Annotated in this window: 20 protein-coding genes; 7 read left to right on the top strand and 13 right to left on the bottom strand. The window is 63.5% G+C overall.

The features are described from left to right. Nucleotides 1-217 precede the first annotated feature (217 nt). Nucleotides 218-433 (top strand): hypothetical protein, encoded by a 216-nt coding sequence (locus ACIQUB_RS09490; protein ID WP_113238589.1) that lies wholly within the window; start codon nt 218-220, stop codon nt 431-433. A 10-nt stretch (nt 434-443) separates the two neighbouring features. Here the strand turns inward: ACIQUB_RS09490 and ACIQUB_RS09485 are convergent, their stop codons facing one another. Both ACIQUB_RS09485 and ACIQUB_RS09480 read right to left on the bottom strand, forming a co-directional pair. Beyond that, nucleotides 444-1802, bottom strand: coding sequence for a bifunctional diguanylate cyclase/phosphodiesterase (locus ACIQUB_RS09485; protein WP_018898601.1), 1359 nt, complete (start codon nt 1800-1802; stop codon nt 444-446). Between the two features lie 124 nt (nt 1803-1926). Continuing rightward, entirely contained in the window at nt 1927-3645 is a 1719-nt protein-coding gene (locus ACIQUB_RS09480) for a response regulator (RefSeq protein ID WP_113238590.1), read from the bottom strand. A gap of 180 nt (nt 3646-3825) precedes the next feature. Here ACIQUB_RS09480 and mutL point away from each other — a divergent pair, with 180 nt between their 5' ends. The 4 genes from mutL to ACIQUB_RS09460 all read left to right on the top strand — a co-directional run bounded on the left by mutL (nt 3826) and on the right by ACIQUB_RS09460 (nt 7131). Continuing rightward, nucleotides 3826-5706, top strand: coding sequence for a DNA mismatch repair endonuclease MutL (mutL, locus tag ACIQUB_RS09475; RefSeq protein WP_113238591.1), 1881 nt, complete (start codon nt 3826-3828; stop codon nt 5704-5706). A gap of 84 nt (nt 5707-5790) precedes the next feature. Beyond that, nucleotides 5791-6021, top strand: a complete 231-nt coding sequence (locus tag ACIQUB_RS09470) for a DUF2093 domain-containing protein (RefSeq protein ID WP_047508114.1) — start codon at nt 5791-5793, stop codon at nt 6019-6021. Nucleotides 6022-6081: 60 nt separating this feature from the next. Next, nucleotides 6082-6294, top strand: coding sequence for a hypothetical protein (locus tag ACIQUB_RS09465; RefSeq protein ID WP_113010083.1), 213 nt, complete (start codon nt 6082-6084; stop codon nt 6292-6294). Between the two features lie 90 nt (nt 6295-6384). After that, nucleotides 6385-7131, top strand: coding sequence for a phosphodiester glycosidase family protein (locus ACIQUB_RS09460; protein WP_402929461.1), 747 nt, complete (start codon nt 6385-6387; stop codon nt 7129-7131). A gap of 210 nt (nt 7132-7341) precedes the next feature. Here the strand turns inward: ACIQUB_RS09460 and ACIQUB_RS09455 are convergent, their stop codons facing one another. Next, entirely contained in the window at nt 7342-7683 is a 342-nt protein-coding gene (locus tag ACIQUB_RS09455) for a YciI family protein (RefSeq protein ID WP_113238593.1), read from the bottom strand. A 65-nt stretch (nt 7684-7748) separates the two neighbouring features. Further along, the gene (locus ACIQUB_RS09450; RefSeq protein WP_113238594.1) at nt 7749-8126 is read right to left on the bottom strand and encodes a nuclear transport factor 2 family protein; all 378 of its coding nucleotides are present in this window, start codon (nt 8124-8126) and stop codon (nt 7749-7751) included. Between the two features lie 118 nt (nt 8127-8244). On the opposite strand from ACIQUB_RS09450, the gene ACIQUB_RS09445 reads away from it, so the two are divergent. Next, on the top strand, nt 8245-8706 hold the full coding sequence (locus ACIQUB_RS09445; RefSeq protein WP_113238595.1) for a MarR family transcriptional regulator: 462 nt from the start codon (nt 8245-8247) through the stop codon (nt 8704-8706). A gap of 234 nt (nt 8707-8940) precedes the next feature. Here the strand turns inward: ACIQUB_RS09445 and lpxK are convergent, their stop codons facing one another. The 6 genes from lpxK to ACIQUB_RS09415 form a co-directional block, all read right to left on the bottom strand. Beyond that, a complete protein-coding gene (gene lpxK / locus ACIQUB_RS09440; protein WP_402929322.1) occupies nt 8941-9981 on the bottom strand; it encodes a tetraacyldisaccharide 4'-kinase in 1041 nt (346 codons plus the stop codon). 106 nt (nt 9982-10087) lie between these two features. Then, nucleotides 10088-10801 carry an HAD family hydrolase gene (locus ACIQUB_RS09435; RefSeq protein ID WP_113239052.1) on the bottom strand — a complete coding sequence of 238 codons (714 nt, stop codon included), beginning with the start codon at nt 10799-10801 and terminating at the stop codon, nt 10088-10090. Between the two features lie 14 nt (nt 10802-10815). After that, nucleotides 10816-12135 (bottom strand): lipid IV(A) 3-deoxy-D-manno-octulosonic acid transferase, encoded by a 1320-nt coding sequence (waaA, locus tag ACIQUB_RS09430; RefSeq protein ID WP_113239053.1) that lies wholly within the window; start codon nt 12133-12135, stop codon nt 10816-10818. A 158-nt stretch (nt 12136-12293) separates the two neighbouring features. After that, the gene (locus ACIQUB_RS09425; RefSeq protein ID WP_026283020.1) at nt 12294-12539 is read right to left on the bottom strand and encodes a DUF4170 domain-containing protein; all 246 of its coding nucleotides are present in this window, start codon (nt 12537-12539) and stop codon (nt 12294-12296) included. Nucleotides 12540-12607: 68 nt separating this feature from the next. Beyond that, nucleotides 12608-13402 (bottom strand): 3'(2'),5'-bisphosphate nucleotidase CysQ, encoded by a 795-nt coding sequence (locus tag ACIQUB_RS09420; protein WP_113239054.1) that lies wholly within the window; start codon nt 13400-13402, stop codon nt 12608-12610. A gap of 138 nt (nt 13403-13540) precedes the next feature. After that, entirely contained in the window at nt 13541-14887 is a 1347-nt protein-coding gene (locus ACIQUB_RS09415) for a TldD/PmbA family protein (RefSeq protein ID WP_113239055.1), read from the bottom strand. A gap of 118 nt (nt 14888-15005) precedes the next feature. Between ACIQUB_RS09415 and ACIQUB_RS09410 the strand changes: the two genes are divergently transcribed. Next, nucleotides 15006-16814, top strand: coding sequence for a monovalent cation:proton antiporter-2 (CPA2) family protein (locus ACIQUB_RS09410; RefSeq protein ID WP_113239056.1), 1809 nt, complete (start codon nt 15006-15008; stop codon nt 16812-16814). Here ACIQUB_RS09410 and ACIQUB_RS09405 read toward each other — a convergent pair. Genes ACIQUB_RS09405 through ACIQUB_RS09395 form a run of 3 tightly spaced genes read right to left on the bottom strand, consistent with a single transcriptional unit; the run spans nt 16811 to nt 18522 of the window. Then, on the bottom strand, nt 16811-17290 hold the full coding sequence (locus ACIQUB_RS09405; protein ID WP_113239058.1) for a GNAT family N-acetyltransferase: 480 nt from the start codon (nt 17288-17290) through the stop codon (nt 16811-16813). The genes ACIQUB_RS09410 and ACIQUB_RS09405 overlap by 4 nt on opposite strands. Continuing rightward, on the bottom strand, nt 17287-17562 hold the full coding sequence (locus tag ACIQUB_RS09400) for a DUF1778 domain-containing protein (RefSeq protein WP_113239057.1): 276 nt from the start codon (nt 17560-17562) through the stop codon (nt 17287-17289). The genes ACIQUB_RS09405 and ACIQUB_RS09400 overlap by 4 nt, the downstream gene beginning before the upstream one ends. 60 nt (nt 17563-17622) lie before the next feature. Then, nucleotides 17623-18522 carry a patatin-like phospholipase family protein gene (locus tag ACIQUB_RS09395; RefSeq protein ID WP_402929319.1) on the bottom strand — a complete coding sequence of 300 codons (900 nt, stop codon included), beginning with the start codon at nt 18520-18522 and terminating at the stop codon, nt 17623-17625. Nucleotides 18523-18539 lie beyond the last annotated feature (17 nt).

The following is an 18539-nucleotide window of genomic DNA, read 5'->3' as shown; positions in this document are numbered from 1 at the left end:
GCCTGAGATGGCGCCACCGGCTTTTGGTATATGGTGTCAGCCCTCCAGCGCACTCCTCCATTGGGTGTATTGACAGCATCCAATCAACCAAAGAGAAATGTCGTGAAGACAACGCGTTGCTCGCAATGAGCCGCCTCGGAGGTTGTTCACATTGGCGCGGACCCCATACCTTCGCGATAATGAAGGATCATTGAAGTCAGGCAGCGGAGGTGGCACAATGGACCACATGGAAAATCGCGTCGCCAAGCTTGAAGCCATTGCCGATGACATGCGCTCGACGCTGAACACAGTGCTCGGACAGCTGGCGCGTATAGACAGCAAGCTCGATTCCAAACCCGATCAGGGTTGGATCATCAATGTGGTCTGCATCATTCTCGGCGTCGTGCTCGCGGCGATTGCCGCCACGGCGGGCCTCTTCGCGCTGATCAAGTAATAAGCGGCGCCTAAGCCATCGCCCGTTCGCCGGTGTCGTATTCGTTCTCGTGCAGGAACCTGAGCGTCGCGATGGCGTCGGCGGGTTTGCCGAAATAGTAGCCCTGCCCCATGCCGCAGCCGAGCATGCGCAGTTTCGCCGCTTCCGAATAATCCTCGATGCCTTCGGCGACGACTTCGAGGTCTAGGCCTTCGCACATGGTCAGGATCGCCTTGATGATATGCTCGGAGGCGCGGTCGGAGTTGATGCGCGAGACGAAGGCGCGGTCGATCTTGATCTTGTCGAACATGAAATCGCGCAGGCGGCCGAGGCTGGACTGGCCGGTGCCGAAGTCATCCAGCGAGATGCGCACGCCGGCCTGTCGGAGGTCGGCGATGATGCGGTTTGCGGTATCGGCCGAGCCCATGACGGCGGTCTCGGTGATCTCGAGTTCGAGACGGTGCGGATCGAAGCCGACGCGGCCGAGGATGGAGAGCACGTTGGCGCTGGTGCCGGGGTCCATCAGCTGCGCCGATGAAAGGTTGAAGGACAGGAACATTTCGCGCGGCCAGGAGAGTGCCGCTTCGGCCGCCTTGCGCAACAGCGCTTCCGAGAGCGCATCGATGAAGCCGCGTTCTTCGGCGAGCGGCACGAAGACACCCGGCGAGACGAAGCCCAGATCCGGGTCGTTCCAGCGGGCCAGCGCCTCGAAACCGAGGACCTGGCTGGTGGCGAGCGAGACGATCGGCTGGAAATGCACGTCGATGGCATCGGAGATGATAGCGTTTCGAAGCGCCTGCTCAAGCTGCGTGGCGCGCTTCATCTCCTGCGCGATCTCGCGCGAATAAACGGTGATCTGGCTGCGGCCGCGGCGCTTGGAACGATAGAGCGCGGTCTCGGCGCTCTTCAAGAGTTCCTCGAACTCCTCGCCCGCGAAGGGATAGATGGCGAAGCCGAAGGAGGCCGAGAGGCGGACGTTGCGGTCGCCGAGATCGTAGGGCGCCGACAGGACCTCGCGGATCATCTGGCCGAACTTTTCGGCGCTGGCGCGCTCAAAGACCAGCGGCAGGACGAAGGCGAATTCGTCGCCATCATGGCGCGTGACGACGGCGCCATCGGGAATGCAGGCTTTCAGGCGGTGGGCGACCTGGCAGAGAATTTCGTCGCCGGCGGCCGAGCCGAAGAGGTCGTTGATCGGCTTGAAACTATCGAGATTGGCGATGCCGATGGTAAACGGCGCCGGATCGTCGGCGCGTTCGGCCGAGATCTGGGCGATACGGTCGCGCATGCGATAGCGGTTTCCGAGCCCGGTCAACGGGTCGGTATAGGCCATCGTCTGAAGCTCGTTCTGGCTTACCGGCGCCAATGGCATATCCGCCAACATCATCATTCTGATCCAGAGCTTCCCCAATACCCGGCAGAATGGCGGGCAAGTCTTAAAAATTCGATATTCGACAACCCTGGATCATCGTGAATTGCCTCCCAAGAATTGGGGAGTTGACCTTAATTAGCAGCTAGAGAGAGGCCCGCTGCGCTTCCGGTTGCATGAATTTCTGGAAGACCGTTTCCAGAATATCCGGGCTGACGGGCTTCATGATCACGTCGTCCATGCCGGCATTGGCGCATTCGGCGCGGTCGCGCTCGAAGGCCTGGGTGAGCACGCCGATGATCGGGGTACGGGGTCCATCGCCTTCCACCTGGCGGATCAGGCGGGCGGCTTCGAAACCGTTGAAGCCGGGCAGCGAGATATCCATCAGCACGATCTTCGGCCGGTATTCCGTCCACATGCGTACGGCTTCGTCGCCAGTGGCGGCGATGCGGTAGCGATAGCCGAGGCCTTCAAGGATCTGCGAGAATACGATCTGGTTGATATCGTTGTCTTCGGCCACCAGCACATCGAGTTCGAGCTGATCATCCGACGTGGTGATCTCCCAGTCGCTATCGATCCGGTCGGCCATGGCGCCGCGATTGTTGCGGTTGAAATGGCGGGCGATCTGGAAGGTGAGCTCGGTCGAGATCTGGAAGCCATCCATGACCAACGACGAGATGCCGTACTGCTCGGCAAGCTCGAGGCAGCGCATGCCCATCTGGTTGTCGATGATGACGAGATCGAGCGACAGGCCTGCCGACGAGGCGATCTCCAGGAACTGCTCCTGCTCGTCCTCATTGCGCACCGAGCAGGCCTCGAAGCCATATTTGGCGAGTGTTCTGAGTGCCGCGGTCTCGGCGGCGATATCGCCAGTGACGACAAGGATGCGGCGGCCGGAGAAATTCTCGGGCACGATGGCTTCCATGGCGGCCGGTTCGCGGCGCTCGCTGTCGCCGTTCATCGGAACATAGGCGCGGCGATAGCTGCTCTTGGCCGATGTCGTGACGCTCGATGCCTTTTCGAACTCTTCGAGATCGCTACCCTCGCGCGGCAGGTCCTGCATGGTCGAGACGAGGAAATAGCGTCCCGGCTTGCCGATGCGGTGCTTGCGCGAGATGATTTCACGCTCCGAGCCATCGCGGGCGATCTGGCGCTGGCGCACCACCGACATTTCGCCGGTTTCAAGAACATGGCGATCGCTTTCCTCGAAGCGGGCGGCCACTTCGGGTGAGAAGAGTTCCGTACTCTTGCGGCCCAGCACCTCATCGGCCGTCGTCTGGTACTTCTCGCAGAAGGCGACGTTGACGGCGACGTAGGTGAGGTTGCGGTCCTTGACGAAGAGCGGGAATGGCAGATTGTCGAGGATATCCTCGGTGAGCTGCACGCGCTCGAGATCGAGCCGCCACTGCTCCTCGCGCTTCTTCACCTCCGAGATGTCGGAGATGACGCAGACACCAAAGCCATTGGCGAGCCGCCGCTTCTGGAAGCCGACCCAGCAATCGTTGCCGTAGCGCTCGACCGCCTCGTAGCGTTCGCGCCAGTGCGTGGCGATCTTCTGCGACAGCCAATCCTCGCGGCTGAGCGCGCCCTGCTTGCCGGCCGAGCGGCTGCGGATGCCGGTCTCGTAGACGGCGCCGAGGAAATCGCGAAGCCGCGTTCCGGGCTGTAACAGATCGGCACAGATCGGGAAAAAATCGAGCACCTGCCGGCTGGCAAAGACGATGTGATCGGTCTTGTCATAGACGATGAAGGCGGAGGATAGGCTTTCGCAGACCGCGTCGAACAGCGTCGCCTGGAGGCCAGCCGCGGTCTCAACCGCGCCCTCCTGCGGGGCTGTGTCCGCTTGATCGCGACCGGCACTCATACTTACGCGTCCTACATCTGTCCGAATGGATTGTATTCTCGGCGGGGTACTATCGGCAAAATGCCAGTTTTGTCTTAAGGCGTGCTTAACATTAAGCAGCGGAATCCCAGGGTTTGGACAAGCCTCGAGATCGACGTTTTCACCCTTCCCTCACGCTCCCGAATCCGCGAAAATGGCGGCATGTCGATCAAGCAGCTTTCCGAAACGCTCATCAACCAAATCGCCGCCGGCGAGGTCATCGAACGGCCGGCTAGCGCCGCCAAGGAATTGATCGAGAACGCGCTCGACGCAGGTGCGACGCGCATCGAGATCGCCACATCCGGCGGCGGCAAGAGCCTGCTGCGGGTTACCGACAACGGTTCGGGCATGGACGAGCGCGATCTGGAGCTTGCGGTACGCAGGCATTGCACCTCGAAGATCAGCGATACGCTCGACGATATCAGCACGCTCGGCTTTCGCGGCGAGGCACTGCCCTCGATAGGCTCGGTAGCGCGGCTGACGATTTCGAGCCGCCGCCGCGACAGCGATGGCGGGGCGGAGATTGCGGTGGCGGGCGGCAAACTGCAGCATCTCAGGCCCTCGGCGCTCAATCCGGGCACCATCGTCGAGGTGCGCGACCTGTTCTTCGCGACGCCGGCGCGGCTGAAGTTCCTGAAGACGGAAAAGGCCGAGGCGGCCGCGATCACCGAGATCGTCAAGCGCATGGCGATCGCCTTCCCGCAGGTGCGCTTCGTGCTCTCGGGCACCGACCGCACGACACTGGAATTTCCGGCGACCGGCGAGGACCATCTGGCGCGCATGGCGCAGATCCTCGGCAAGGATTTCCGCGACAACGCGATCGAGATCAATGCCGAGCGCGAGGATGTGACGCTGACGGGCTTTGCCGGCGTGCCGACCTTCAATCGCGGCAACGCGGCGCATCAATATGCCTTCGTCAACGGCCGGCCGGTGCAGGACAAGCTGGTGCTCTCTGCAATCCGCGGCGCCTATGCCGAGACGATCCCCTCGGGGCGCTACGCGGTGGCGGTACTGTCGATCGGGCTCGACCCCGCGCTCGTCGACGTCAACGTGCATCCGGCCAAGTCCGACGTGCGCTTCCGCGATCCGCAGCTGGTGCGCGGGCTGATCGTCGGCGCGATCCGCGAAGCCCTGGCGCGCGACGGCAGCCGGGCGGCGACCACAGGCGCCGACGGCATGCTGCGCGCCTTCCGCCCCGGCTTCCAGCCGAACGGCTACCGGCCGCAACAGCAGCCGCAGCAACCTTGGAGCGCCGAGACCTCGCCATCACGGCCATTCTCCGCCGCGCCTAACGGCTCCTCCTCCTATTCCCCATCCTATCAGCGCCCTGTTGGTAACGGCTTCGGCGAGCGGCCACAGGCCTCGTTCGACGGGCTGACCATGCCGGCAGCGCGGGCCGAGACCGCGCAGACCTCGTCCTGGTCGGCGCCAGCGCCGGCCTCCGAGGCGGAGGCCCCGTCGCGGTTCCCGCTTGGCGCGGCGCGCGCGCAGCTGCACGAGAACTATATCGTGGCGCAGACAGAAACCGGGCTTGTCATCGTCGACCAGCATGCGGCGCATGAGCGGCTGGTGTTCGAGGCGATGCGCAAGGCGCTGCACTCCAAGCGGTTGGCATCGCAGGTGCTTCTGATCCCCGAAATCATCGACCTGCCGGAAGAGGATTGCGACCGGCTGATGCAGTTTTCATCGGAGTTCGGCGAGCTCGGGCTTGGCATCGAGCGCTTTGGGCCCGGCGCGATCGCGGTGCGCGAGACGCCGGCGATGCTGGGCGAGGTCGATGCATCCGGGCTGATCAGGCAGCTGGCAGACGAGATCGCCGAATGGGACACCGCCTCGGGGCTTTCGGCCAAGCTCGAATATGTGGCGGCGACCATGGCATGCCACGGATCGGTGCGCTCGGGACGGCGGCTGCGGCCGGAGGAGATGAACGCGCTGCTCAGGCAGATGGAAGTGACGCCGGGTTCCGGGCAGTGCAATCACGGCCGGCCGACCTATATCGAGCTCAAGCTTTCCGACATCGAGCGGCTGTTCGGCCGGAGCTGAAAACGCTGGCAATGGCGGCTGTTGCGGGTTATGGCAATCCGATGACGGCCTCGTTTTGAGGATTGGCTTTAAGGATTGGAGCGCATGAACTTGTTTGAAGGAAACGGAAACCGCGAAGCGAAGATACGCTATCTCGATGCGGATTTTCAGATCCTGTCGCCGGGTTCCTACGTCGTCTGTGCCATGACGGGCAAGCAGATCCCGCTCGACGAACTGCGCTACTGGAGCGTCGCCCGCCAGGAACCCTATGCCGACGCCGTCTCCTCCTTCGAGGCCGACAAGCGCGCCGGCGTGCTGCCGAACCAGAAGCGCTAATCGCTGGTGTGAAGGCATTGGCAAGACGGCGGAAGCCGGGCCTCGGCCACGGAGAAAACAATGATCAAGATCCTCGCATTGCTGCACAGCGCCGTTGGCCGGGATTGGCAGACTCCTCCCAAGGAGATGGGGCTGAAGACGCTCTATGAGGCCGAGCAGCAGGGCTTCGTCGAAATCCGCGGCGAATTCCAGAAGCGGCAATTCCGCCTGACGCCGATGGGCTTCCAGACCGTCGAGCGCGACCGCCGGCGCCTGGAAGCGCGTAAGAGCTAAACCGGCTCGCCGCAACCTTTCTCACACCTCAAAGGACGAGAACTGGTGCCTATCCGTTCATCCGGCCTGCTCTCCACCGCCCTCGTCGGGATGGCGATTCTGCTGGGCGCTGTATTCGGCTCCACCCGGCCTGTGCTTGCCGGCCCTTGCGCGCCGGAAACGGTCGAGAACACCAATTATGTCATCTGCACCGTCGATCCCGCCAAGACGGACCTGCGCCTCTTCTGGAAGGGCGAGGACGGGGCGCCCTATCGTTCCTTCCCCGGCATCGCCGACGCCATGACCGCCAAGGGCAAGACGCTCGTCTTCGCGCTCAATGCCGGGATGTATCACGAGGATTTCTCGCCGATCGGGCTTTATGTCGAAGATGGCCAGGAGCTGCAGCCGGTGGCGAGCGTAAAGGCGCCAAAGGCGAGCGGTCCGGTGCCGAACTTCTACAAGAACCCCAATGGCATATTCTTTATCGGCGACAAGGGCGCGGGCATCCTGCCGACCGCGACGTTTGAGAAGCAACGTCCCGACGTCAGGCTTGCGACGCAGTCCGGGCCGATGCTGGTGATTGCAAACAAGATAAACCCGATCTTCATCGTCGGCTCCAGCGATCGGACGCGACGCAGCGGGGTGGGTGTCTGCACGGATGGGATGGTGCGCTTCGCGGTCAGCGATGATGCGGTCAATTTCCACGATTTCGCGCGGCTCTTCCGCGATCACCTGCAGTGCGCCGATGCGCTGTTTCTCGATGGCGGGGGTGGTGCGGGGTTCTATAGCGGTGAATTGGGGCGCAGTGACTTCTCCTGGCATGGTGGGTATGGGCCGGTGTTTGGGGTGGTGGAGTAGGCGCTCGGGCGTCGCGCCAGGATTACCCCCCTCTGCCCTGCCGGGCATCTCCCCCACAAGTGGGGAGATTGGCTGGGGGCTCGCGCTCGCTCCACCTCCAACGTTTGGGCAGAAGCTAGCAACGAGTCGATCTCCCCACCTGTGGGGGAGATGCCCGGCAGGGCAGAGGGGGGCGCCACACGGCACAACGCCCCTCGTCTCGACAGCGCCCTAATGAAACGCCCGAACCTCGACAGGCGCCCGACAAGCGATAGCAGCCTTGCGGCCCCAGGCCAGCGCGTCCTCCATGCCATCCGCCTCCAGCACCCAGAAACCGCCGACATGCTCGCTGGTCTTGAGATAGGGACCGTCGCTTACCGAGACGTTTCCATCGGCATCGGCGCGCAAGGACTTGGCGGTCTGCGCCCGATGCAGACCGCCGACGAAGAGCCGGATGCCGGCCGCGACCATCTCGTCGTTCAGCGCATCGATCGCCCGATGCATCGCCTCGTCTTCCGAGACGGCGGGGTCGTAGTCGTCGGGGTGGTGAATGGCTACCAGATAGCGGGGCATGACGTCTCCTCCATGTTGAACCTATTGTAGAGACGATTGGCCACGACGGCATCCGACATGCGGTTCTATTCGGCGTCCTCGATATCGAAGCGCGCGATCTTGTCGCCGGCCATCTGAAAGAGATGAACGACCGTCTTGTCCCTCAGCCCATGGCTTTGCCCCTGCAGCGGCTTTCCATCGAGATCGGTGATCGTCTGGACCACCTCGGCGGCAATACGGCCATCGGCTGTCCGGCGTACCGACACCGGCTCGACATGGGGACTGACGATGGACCATTGCCGCGTCCAGTAGTCGCGCAAGGCCTGATGTCCGTGGACATGGCCGCCGTCCATTCCGTTTGCCCAAGCGACGTCGTCGGTGAGCACCGCGAGCACGGCGTCGATGTCGCGTGCGTTGAAGCGATCATAGATGTGGCTGATCAGCAGGCTGTCTTTTTCCGACATGACGTCTCTCCAATTCCCTTTGAGAACCAGTCTCCGGCCGTCCTTGACCATGCCGGCCCGACAGTTTATATATGCACGTATGCATTTTGGTCAACCGTTGAACCGGACACAGTTGAATATGGACAAGGATGTACTTTCCACCCCGGGTCACCTCATCAGCCTTGCGGCACGCGGCTTCGCGCGGCTGGCGGAAGCGCGCCTCAAGCGGCACGGCTTCGGTGTCAGTCAATTGCCGGTGCTGGTGGCGCTTCGTGAGGGAAATGCGAGCACGCAACGCGATCTTGCTAACTTCGCCAAGGTGGAGCAGCCGCCGATGGCGCAGATGCTCGCCCGGATGGAGCGCGACGGCCTGATCGAACGGACACCCGACCCCGCCGACGGGCGCAGCCGCCGGATCGTGCTGACTGAGGATGCGCGGGCGCGGATGCCGGAGGCGATCGCAACGCTGATGCAAGGCAATCGCGACGCCTTGAACGGCTTTTCGGAAGCGGAGGCAGCGCAGCTCGTGACGCTGCTGACCCGTTTGATCGGGAACCTGGACCGGATCGCCAACGCCTCGCCGGCATTGGAGGATCGCTAGCTAGACGCGTGGAAGCTACTCGCCCCCACACACGGCAGACGCAGAACGAGGATTACCCCCCCTCTGCCCTGCCGGGCATCTCCCCCACAGGTGGGGAGATTGGCTGGGCGCACCCACTCGCTCCACTCTTATTGTTTGGCTGGGAGCAATCCACGAGTCGATCTCCCCCCTTGTGGGGGAGATGTCCGGCAGGATAGAGGGGGGTGTTGCGCGGCAGAACGCCCGTTACTGCCCCTACCCCGCCGCCTTCTCCTTCAACCGCCGTTCCCTGCAGGCATCGAGCGCGCGGTCGATGATCAGCCCCGGCGCCAGATGGTCCTCGAAGGTCATCTCCACCTCGATCACCCGGCACTTCGCGGCCAGCGTCTCGGCCTTGCCGTGGTGGCCCGTGAGGCGCACGAAGTCCTTGGAGGTGGTGACGATCTGGAGGTCGTCGCGGGTGGCGGTTTCGAGGATGTCGTCGATCTCGTCGTCGGTCAGGTGCTCGTGATCGCCGAAGGAGCGGCGGGCGATGGTTTCGGCGCCGATGCCATCCACCGTGCGGAAGAATTTCGAGGGGTCGGCGATGCCGGCGAAGGCGAGCACCCGGCGGTCCTTGAGGTCCGCGCCGTCGGAGACGGTGACGGAGGCGGTGAAATAGGGCTTGGCGGCGCGCGCCGCGATGCGCACGATCTGGTCGGCAGCGGCACCCGCGCCGACCTTCAGAAGCGCCGTCGCGTAGCGCAGCTGCAGCTTGATCGGGGCGCGCACCGGGCCGCCCGGGACGATGTGGCCATTGCCGAGGCCGCGCGTGGCGTCGATGACGAGCAGCGCATAGTCGATGGCAAGGCGCGCGCTCTGGAAGCCGTCATCCATGATGATCAGGTCGGCACCTTCCTTGACGAGGCGCCTGGCGCCCTCGACACGGCGGCGGGAGATGACGGTGAGCGCCTCGCGGGCGAGAAGCAGCGGTTCGTCGCCGACGGCCACGGCGCGATGGTGGCCGACATCTACCACGGTCGTCACATCCAGCGAGCCGCCATATCCTCGGCTGAGAAAGCCAGGGGTCAGCCCCTTGGCCTTGGCGGCGCGGGCAATCGCGATCGCGGTCGGTGTCTTGCCGGCGCCGCCGACGGTGAAATTGCCGACGCAGATGACGGGCACCGGCACGGAGGCGCGCTTGGCGTTGACCATGCGGTAGCCGGAGATGCGGCCGTAAAGAAAGGAGATCGGATAAAGCGTCCAGGCGCGCCAATCGGCTTTCGTCCACCAGAACGGTGGCGCTTCGGATACCATCTTTGCCGTCCTGCCTTTCGCGCCACCGGCCCGCTCAACGCGGACGCCACCCCTAACCGGGCGAAAAGAGAAGGCAATTTTCAAGAAAAAGCAAGCCTTTGGTCGATCAGGCGAACTGCAGGTCAGGCAGCAGCCCTTCGAGTTCGGTGATATCGTTGAGGCAATGATCGCTGGCCGCGGCGAGCGTTTCACGCGATCCGGTGCCGGTCAAAACCGCGACCGTCAGCCCCACCTTGGCGTTGCGGCCCATGTGCAGATCGTGGTTGTTGTCGCCGACGACGGCGACTTCCGAGGGGTCGAGACCGGTGGCCGCGCAGAAGCCGAGCACCATGCCTGGCTCCGGCTTGGTGCCGTGGCCGCTGTCGTAGCCGGCGACATAATCGATGTACTCCGCAAAGCCGAAGCGCTTCGCCGTCTGGCGGATCGAGCGTTCATTGTCGCTGGAGGCGACGCCGAGCTTGAAGCCGCGGGCATGCAGGCGGGCGAAGAAGGCGGCGAGATCGGTGACCGGCACGGAGAAATCTGCGGCGTGGGAAAAGAGTTCGTCGAGCCTGACCGTCAGCTCTTCGACCGGGACCGTCGAGCCGGCGGCAACGAGCCCATCCGAAATCTGACGCGTATTGCCGGCGGCAAGCAAGCTGTCGGGAACGATATGGCCGGTGACGGGGTCCATGCCGCAGGCAAGCAGCAGGCGGTCGGCAAGTGCGGCGTCGTCCCTGGCGGCGATGCGTGCCAGCTCGCGGTTCACGGGCAGCCAGCTCTCGTCGTAATCGAGAAGCGTGCCGTCCTTGTCGAACAGGATACCCTTGATCGCCTGCATAGCCCTATCCGCCTCTAGCGTTGCGCCGCCGTCTTCGGCAGCAGTCTGGCCTTCACCGTCAGCGGGTTGATGTAGGGCTCGAGACCCTTCATCGTCGCCGTCAGCGCACCGCGCATTTCTTGCACGGCGGCGGCGCCGGCCTCGATCATATTGCGGCGCGCCGGGTCGTTGGTCAGCAAATAATGCACGCCCTTGGCCAGCATCTCCGTGTCGCGCACCATGCGGGCGCTGCCGCGACGGGCGAGCCGCTGATAGGCCTCGCGGAAATTCTGGACGTTGCTGCCCGATAGCACCGCGCAGCCGAGCATGGCGGGTTCCAGCGGGTTCTGCCCGCCCTCGCCAAACAGCGAGCGGCCGACGAAGGCGACCTCGGTCATGCGCAGATAAAGCCCCATCTCGCCGATCGTATCGCCGAGGAAAACATCGATATCGGGCGTCAGCGCATCGTCGCGAGTGCGGCGGGCGACTTTCAGCCCCTGCTTGACCAGTTCGGCCTCGATGGCATCGGCGCGCTCGGGATGGCGAGGCACGATGATCGTCAGCTGGCCGTTGCGCTCCTTCAGCGTGCGGTGGACGATGCCGGCCGCCTTCTCCTCGCCATCGAAGGTGGAGATCGCCGCCCATGTCTTGCGGTCGCCGACCTGCTGCTGATAGCGGGCGAAGGTGGCGGGATCATAGGACGGCGCGTCGGTATCGACCTTGAGATTGCCGGACATCAGCACCTGGCGGGCGCCCAGATCGCGGAAGCGCTCGGCATCGACATCGGATTGCGCGATGACCAGCGCCAGGTTCTCGAACAGCGCCTCGGCCAGCGCCTGGCGGCGTGTCCAGCGGGCAAAGGAGCGATCGGACATGCGGGCGTTGACAAGGATTTGCGGGATGCGGCGGCGGCCAAGCTCCAGAACGGTTGCCGGCCAGATCTCGGATTCGGCGATCAGCGCGCAGTCGGGCTGCCAGTAATCGAGGAAGCGGCTGACGGCGGGCTTCAGGTCGAGCGGCACATATTGGTGGATGACTTCGGTGCCTACGCGCTCGGCGGCAAGCTTGGCCGAGGTCACGGTACCTGTCGTCAGGATGACGTGGACGTCGCGACGGCGGATCTCGCGGATAAGGGGGATAACGGCATTCATCTCGCCGACGCTTGCGGCGTGGAACCAGACTAGGGGGCCGGCCGGGCGATCGGCGCTGGCATAGCCGGAGCGCTCGAGCCGCCGGGCCCTGTCTTCCTTGCCCTTGGCGGCGCGATAGGTCAGGTAGCCGCCGACGAAGGGCGTGATCAACGTCCCAACCGCCTGATAAGCGCCCAGCGCCAAACGCGCCATGCGGCCGCTCATATAACACGTCTCCGATCAACGATGATCGACATCAACCCATTCCCAAATATCATTGCGGCCGAAATGACCGATCAGTTTGTTCAGAATGCGTCAACAACCGCCCCTATGCCCGGATAAGGCAGGCGGCTGGGTAAAACAGGGCCACGAGGGCCGAAAACTTATTTGCCGGACTTGTCTTCGGGATCAAGCAAGCGGTGCATATGGACAATGAAATAGCGCATGTGGGCATTATCAACGGTCGACTGCGCCTTGGACTTCCAGGCCGTCAGTGCAGATGCGTAATCAGGGAAGATGCCAACGATATCCAGGCCAGAGAGGTCGCGGAACTGCACGTCATCGAGACTTTCCAGTTCGCCGCCAAACACGAGGTGCAACAGTTGCTTCTTTTCACCGGACTTGGTCATTTCAGTCACTTCCTTCATCTGCTCCTCCGCCGTTTCATCTGAGGGATTTTGACGGAAACGTCAACTGCTCAGCGCGTGGCGATAGGGGATAGAAATTCATTCAACAGCGGCTCGGAGCCGGCGCAAAGCTCGCCGTGTCTCACATCCGCGCGGTTATAGGTCAGCGCGGTTCCGTCGAGATTGACGAGACGGCCGCCTGCCCTTTCCAGAATGAGATCGGCGGCGGCCAGATCCCAGTCGTGAGAATTGCGCTTCACGAAGGTGCCGTCGATCGCCGCATCGGCCACCATGGCGACGCGGTAGGCGAGTGAAGGCACATGCTTGACGCGCTCGATCCTGCCACGCAATGGCTCTTTAAAGCCGTTCAGCACATCCTCGGCAATCGCGAAGCGGACGGGCGGCTTCGGCTCCGAGACACGGATCGGCAGGCCGTTCTTCAAGGCGATGCCACCGACGACCGCTTCATAGAGCTCATCGAGTGCCGGCGCGTGGAGCACGCCTGCCACCGGCCGGCCCTTGTGGACGACGGCGACGCTGACGCACCAGAGCTTCTGGCCAGCGAGAAAGCCGCGCGTACCATCGATCGGATCGATGATGAAGAGCGTGTCGCGCGACAGGCGATCGGCGCTGTCCTCGGTCTCTTCCGACAGCCAGCCGTAATCCGGCCGGGCGGCGCGCAGCATGGTTTCGAGGATTTCGTTGGCGGCGAAATCGGCGGCGCTGACCGGCGAGCGGCCCTCGTTCTTCCACCAGACCTCCGGCGACTGGTTGAAATGGCTGAGCGCCACGGCACCCGCCCGCTTTGCAGCGTCGGCGATCAGGTCCAGATCGCTCTGCCAGCGGGCATTGTCCACGTCGCTCATCCCAAGTTCCAATCCGTCAGCGGCTAGAGCATGTCGCGCAAAAGTGTGAAGCGGTTTTGCGATGAAGACATGCGGTAAAAGAAAGACCTAAAGCGCAACGAGCGAATCTGAAAGATCGCGACGCGCTTTAGCCCGCGATCACCGTCCGGCCAGCGTCATTCCTTCGATCGCGATGGTCGGGGCGGCTACCCCGTACTTGCGGTCGATATCGTTGGCAGGTGTTACCCGCATGAACATCTCCTTGAGGTTCGATGCAATGGTCACTTCCGAAACCGCGAAGGTCAATTCACCGTTTTCGATCCAGAAACCGGTGGCCCCACGGCTGTATTCGCCGGTGATCATGTTGACACCCTGGCCGATCAGCTCGGTGATGTAGAAGCCGTTGCCGACGCCACGGATCAGGTCCTCGGGCGAGATATCGCCGGGCTCGAGCGCGAGGTTGGTCGAGGCTGGTGTCACGGCATTGCCGCCGCGCACGCCACGACCGTTGGTTTCCATGCCGATCTCGCGGGCAGTCGACGTCGAAAGGAACCAGTGCTTCAGCACACCGTCCTCGATCATCACCATGCGCTCGCCGGAAACGCCTTCGCCATCGAAGGGGCGCGAGGCCGGGCCGCGCACGATCATCGGATCGTCGGTGATCGAGAGGCCGGACTTCAGCACCTGCTCGCCCATCTTGTCGCGCAGGAAGCTGGTCTTGCGGGCAACCGAGGCACCATTGATGGCGCCGGCGATGTGGCCGACGAAGCCGCGCGCGATACGCGGATCGAAGATCACGGTGACGTTCTTGCCGGTATCGACCTGGCGCGGCTTCAGGCGCTTGACGGCGCGCTCGCCGGCGCGACGGCCGATTTCCGCGGGATCATCCAGCTCGGAGAAATAGATGCGGCTGTCGAAATCGTAGTCGCGCTCCATACCGGTGCCCTCGCCGGCGATGACGCTGACCGAGCGGCCGAAGCGCGAGCCCATGTAGCTGCCTTCAAAGCCGTGCGAGGTGACGAGCACCATGCCGCCGCGACCGGCCGAAGCGCCGGCGCCCGAGGAATTGGTCACGCCATTGACCGCAAGGCCGGCCGCTTCCGTTGCAAGGGCTGCCTCGCGCAGCTGGTCGGCGGAGACCTCGGTGCTGTCGAGCAGCTGCAGATCGGGATAGGATTTGGCGAGCCGGCTCTGATCCGCCAGGCACGCGAAGGGGTCTTCCGGCGAGACCTTGGCCATGGCGACCGCGCGCTCGGCGAGCACCGACATGTCGAAGCCGGGATTGGCCGAGACGCTGGCGACACGCTTGCCGACGAAGACGCGCAGCGAGAAATCATCGCTCTCGGAGGATTCGGTTTCCTCCACCTTGCCGAGCCGCACGCTGACGGACTGCGAACGGGAGCGGACCACCACCGCATCGGCGGCATCGGCGCCCGCCTTCCTGGCGAGATCGATCAGCTGGCTGGCGCGGGAGAGAAGCGTCGAGGAATCAATTTCAGAGGACATGGTTTGGCCTTTCCTTCGCGTTCCATTTATTGTGCGCTACGGAAAGCATCAAGGCCGACGGTGCCGATTCTTTTTCGCGCTGCTTGCGCAACCATGACCATTGAAAGAAGCTTAGCGGATGTCCGAGCCCAACGCCCTCTTCACCGAAACGATCCTGCTGCTCGGCGGCACCGTCGTTTCGGCCCCGATCTTCAAGCGGCTGGGGCTTGGAACGGTGCTCGGCTATCTGGCCGCCGGCGTGGTGATCGGCCCGATCTTTCATGGGCTGACGGATGGAGAGCAGATCCTGAACGTCGCCGAGCTCGGCGTCGTTTTCCTGCTTTTCATCATCGGGCTGGAGCTGAAACCGAGCCGCCTGTGGCAGATGCGGCGCGACATTTTCGGGCTGGGCACGGCGCAGGTGATCCTGACCGGGCTGGTGCTGACGGCACTCGCCGACCTCTCCGGCCTGCTCGACTGGCGCGGCAGCATCATCGCCGGCTTCGGCCTGGCGCTGTCGTCCACGGCCTTTGCCATGCAGATCCTCGAGGATGACGGCGATGTCAGCACGCGCTACGGGCAGCGCTCCTTCTCGATGCTGTTGTTCCAGGACCTCGCCATCGTGCCGCTGCTGGCGCTGATCAATATCCTCGACACCGGCAAGGGCCACGGCACGCCGATCGTCGATTTCGGGATCGCCATCGGCGCTGTCGGCGCGATGATCGTGATGGGGCGCTACCTGTTGACGCCGCTGTTCCAGATCATCGCCAGCACCGGCGCGCGCGAGGCGATGATCGCGGCAGCACTCTTCGTCGTCATGGGATCGGCGACGCTGATGCAGATGGCCGGGCTGTCGATGGCAATGGGGGCATTCCTGGCGGGCGTGATGCTGGCGGAATCCTCTTACCGACACGAATTGGAAGCGGATATCGAGCCTTTCCGCGGCGTGCTTCTCGCCATCTTCTTCATCGCTGTCGGCCTGTCGCTGCAGCTCGACGTGCTCTGGGACAACGCACTCGTCATTCTCGTCACCGTGCCCGTCGTCATGGCGGCGAAGGCGCTGATCATCTACGGGCTCTGCCGGCTGACAGGCTCCGATCACAATGACGCGATCCGCATCGCCTTCCTGCTGCCGCAGGGTGGGGAATTCGGTTTCGTTCTGTTTTCGACGGCAGGTGCCTCGTCGCTGATGCCATCGAGCACGGCGTCTCTCCTGATCGCCATCGTGACGCTCTCCATGGCGCTGACGCCGATCGGCACCAAGCTTGCCAGAAGGCTCGAGAGCGGCGAGACGAAGGAGACGCTGGAAGAGGATTTCGAGGGCGCCGGTGCCGACGTGCTGATGATCGGCTTCTCGCGTTTCGGCCAGATCGCGGCGCAGATCCTGCTTGCCGGCGGTCGTGCGGTGACCGTCATCGACACCTCCGCCGACCGCATCCGCCAGGCCTCCTCCTTCGGCTTCCGCATCTATTTCGGCGACGGCACGCGCAAGGACGTGCTGCGCGCATCCGGCATCGACCATGCCAAGATCGTCGTCGTCTGCACGCAGAAGCGGGAGGTGACCGACAAGATCGTCGAGCTGGTGCAGGCCGACTATCCCGAGGCCAAGCTCTTCGTGCGCTCCTACGACCGCGTCCACTCGATCGCGCTGCGCAACCTCAATGTCGACTACGAGCTGCGCGAAACGCTCGAATCGGGTTTGCTCTTTGGCCGCCGGACGCTGGAAGCCCTCGGCATCAGCGAGGCCGCCGCCTACGAGATCGGCGAAGACATCCGCCGCCGTGACGAACAGCGGCTGGTGCTGCAGGTCACCGAGGGCCTGCAGGCAGGCCGCGACATGCTCTACTCGCAACCGGTCAAACCGGAACCGCTGGTCAAGCCGAAGCGGACGATGGATTTCTCGCAGGACCCGCTGGCGGGCACGGGGGATGCGGTGGCGGATGTTTAGGGAAGCTTCACAGACATCACGAGCGTCATAGGGTTCACCGGCGAGCCAATAAAACCGTAGCGTTCATAAAAGGCACGCGCGTCGTCGGAAAGCGCATGCACGAGAATTCCGCGAATCCCAAGGATGTGGGCTGCTTGCGCCGTTCGCAGGACCGCATCCTGGAGAAGCGCTGAACCCAGCCCCTTGCCCTGCCAGCTCAGATCGATCGCAAGACGCCCAAGTATCGCCATCGGGATCGGATCAGGCATATTGCGACGGATGGGCCCAGGCGCCGCAGAGGCCGCGAGGGCGCCTGACGAGAGGCAGTAGTAGCCGACCACCTGCTGGCCGCTGCACAACACATAAGTACGGGACGCGCCGCTGATCTGATTGGAACGCGCGCGCCTCTGCAGCCAATCATCGAGGCTGTCTACGCCGCTGTGAAACTGCGAGAGATCGTGGCCACCTGCTAGGAGCTCGGGAGGCGAAAGCCTCACGTCCGCCACGGCTTAGCGACCCTCATCAAGCGATCAAAGCCCTCGCCGCCAGGCGGCTTGTCGAGAATATCGAGATAATGATCATAGCTTTCGGCATCGACAGAGACTAGCGCTTGATCGAGAAGCGCTTCCTCGGCTGCCCGGCGCGCTGCATCGATCATGAAATCCGACCGCGTCTTTCCATGCGCTTTTGCGGCACGGTCGATCAGAGACCGAACGTCGTCGCGGACCCTCAGATTGACTGCGCGTGTATGGCTATTGTTGTCGCTCATCATAGCTCCGATCTACATGAACAACATAGCACACAGATACACATTGTGTATCTGGTTTTATCATCCCCGCGCATGCGCCTCGATCGCCCCATCGAGCGCATACTTCAGCTCGTCCTTGACGCCCTGAGACATGGCCAGCACTTCGCGGGCCTTCAGAAAGTCCATGACGCCAGTGCGGCCGACGGCGGGGCGGAGGAAGATGTGGGGGGGCTGGATGCGGAGTTTGAGGGTGATCGCCGTCTGCATCATCAGCTGGCCGGAGCCGAAGATGCTCTCCATGCGGTTCGGGATGTGGGTGCCGTCGCCCTCGGGCGCGCCGACGACATCGATGCCGATGACGATATCGGCGCGATCCATCAGGCATTCATAAGGCACGGGATTGCTGATGCCGCCGTCGATCATCACCCGGCCATGCAGCCGGACCGGCATGAAGACGGCGGGGATGGCGGAAGAGGCTGCGAGTGCCGGAAATAGCTGCCCCTCGCTCACCAGCACTTCCTGCTGGCCGTAATAATCGGTTGCGGTCACCGTCATTGGGATCGGCAGATCCTCGAAGCGATCGGGGAGATCGGCCGGGAGAAATGCTTTCAGGATGCGCTCGAGATTGAACTGGCCAATGCGCACGCCGTTCGCCACCGCATCGCGCACGGTCTGCGGGCGCAGGCCCCAGAGGCGGCTCACCACGGCAGTCTTGTTGCCGACGGTCATCAGCGCATGTTCGCGGATCGCCTCGCCGGTCATGCCGGCCGCCATGCCAGCGCCCATGATGGCGCCGATCGAGGAGCCCGCTATCGCCACCGGGCGGATGCCGAGCTCATCGAGCGTTTCGATGACGTGGATATGGGCAAGCCCACGGGCGCCGCCGCCGCCGAACGCGATGGCCACGCGCGGCGATGCGCCGGAGGCGACATCTTCGAGAGCAGGGAACGCGGAACTGGTCTTTTCGGCCTGCTGTGTCACCCTTTGCCCCCGATAGC

This window comes from Rhizobium sp. NPDC090275, from assembly GCF_044772225.1.
Classification (GTDB): Bacteria; Pseudomonadota; Alphaproteobacteria; order Rhizobiales; family Rhizobiaceae; genus Rhizobium.
The sequence above is the reverse complement of the archived record's forward strand: the minus strand, read 5'-3'. Positions and strand labels throughout refer to the sequence as shown.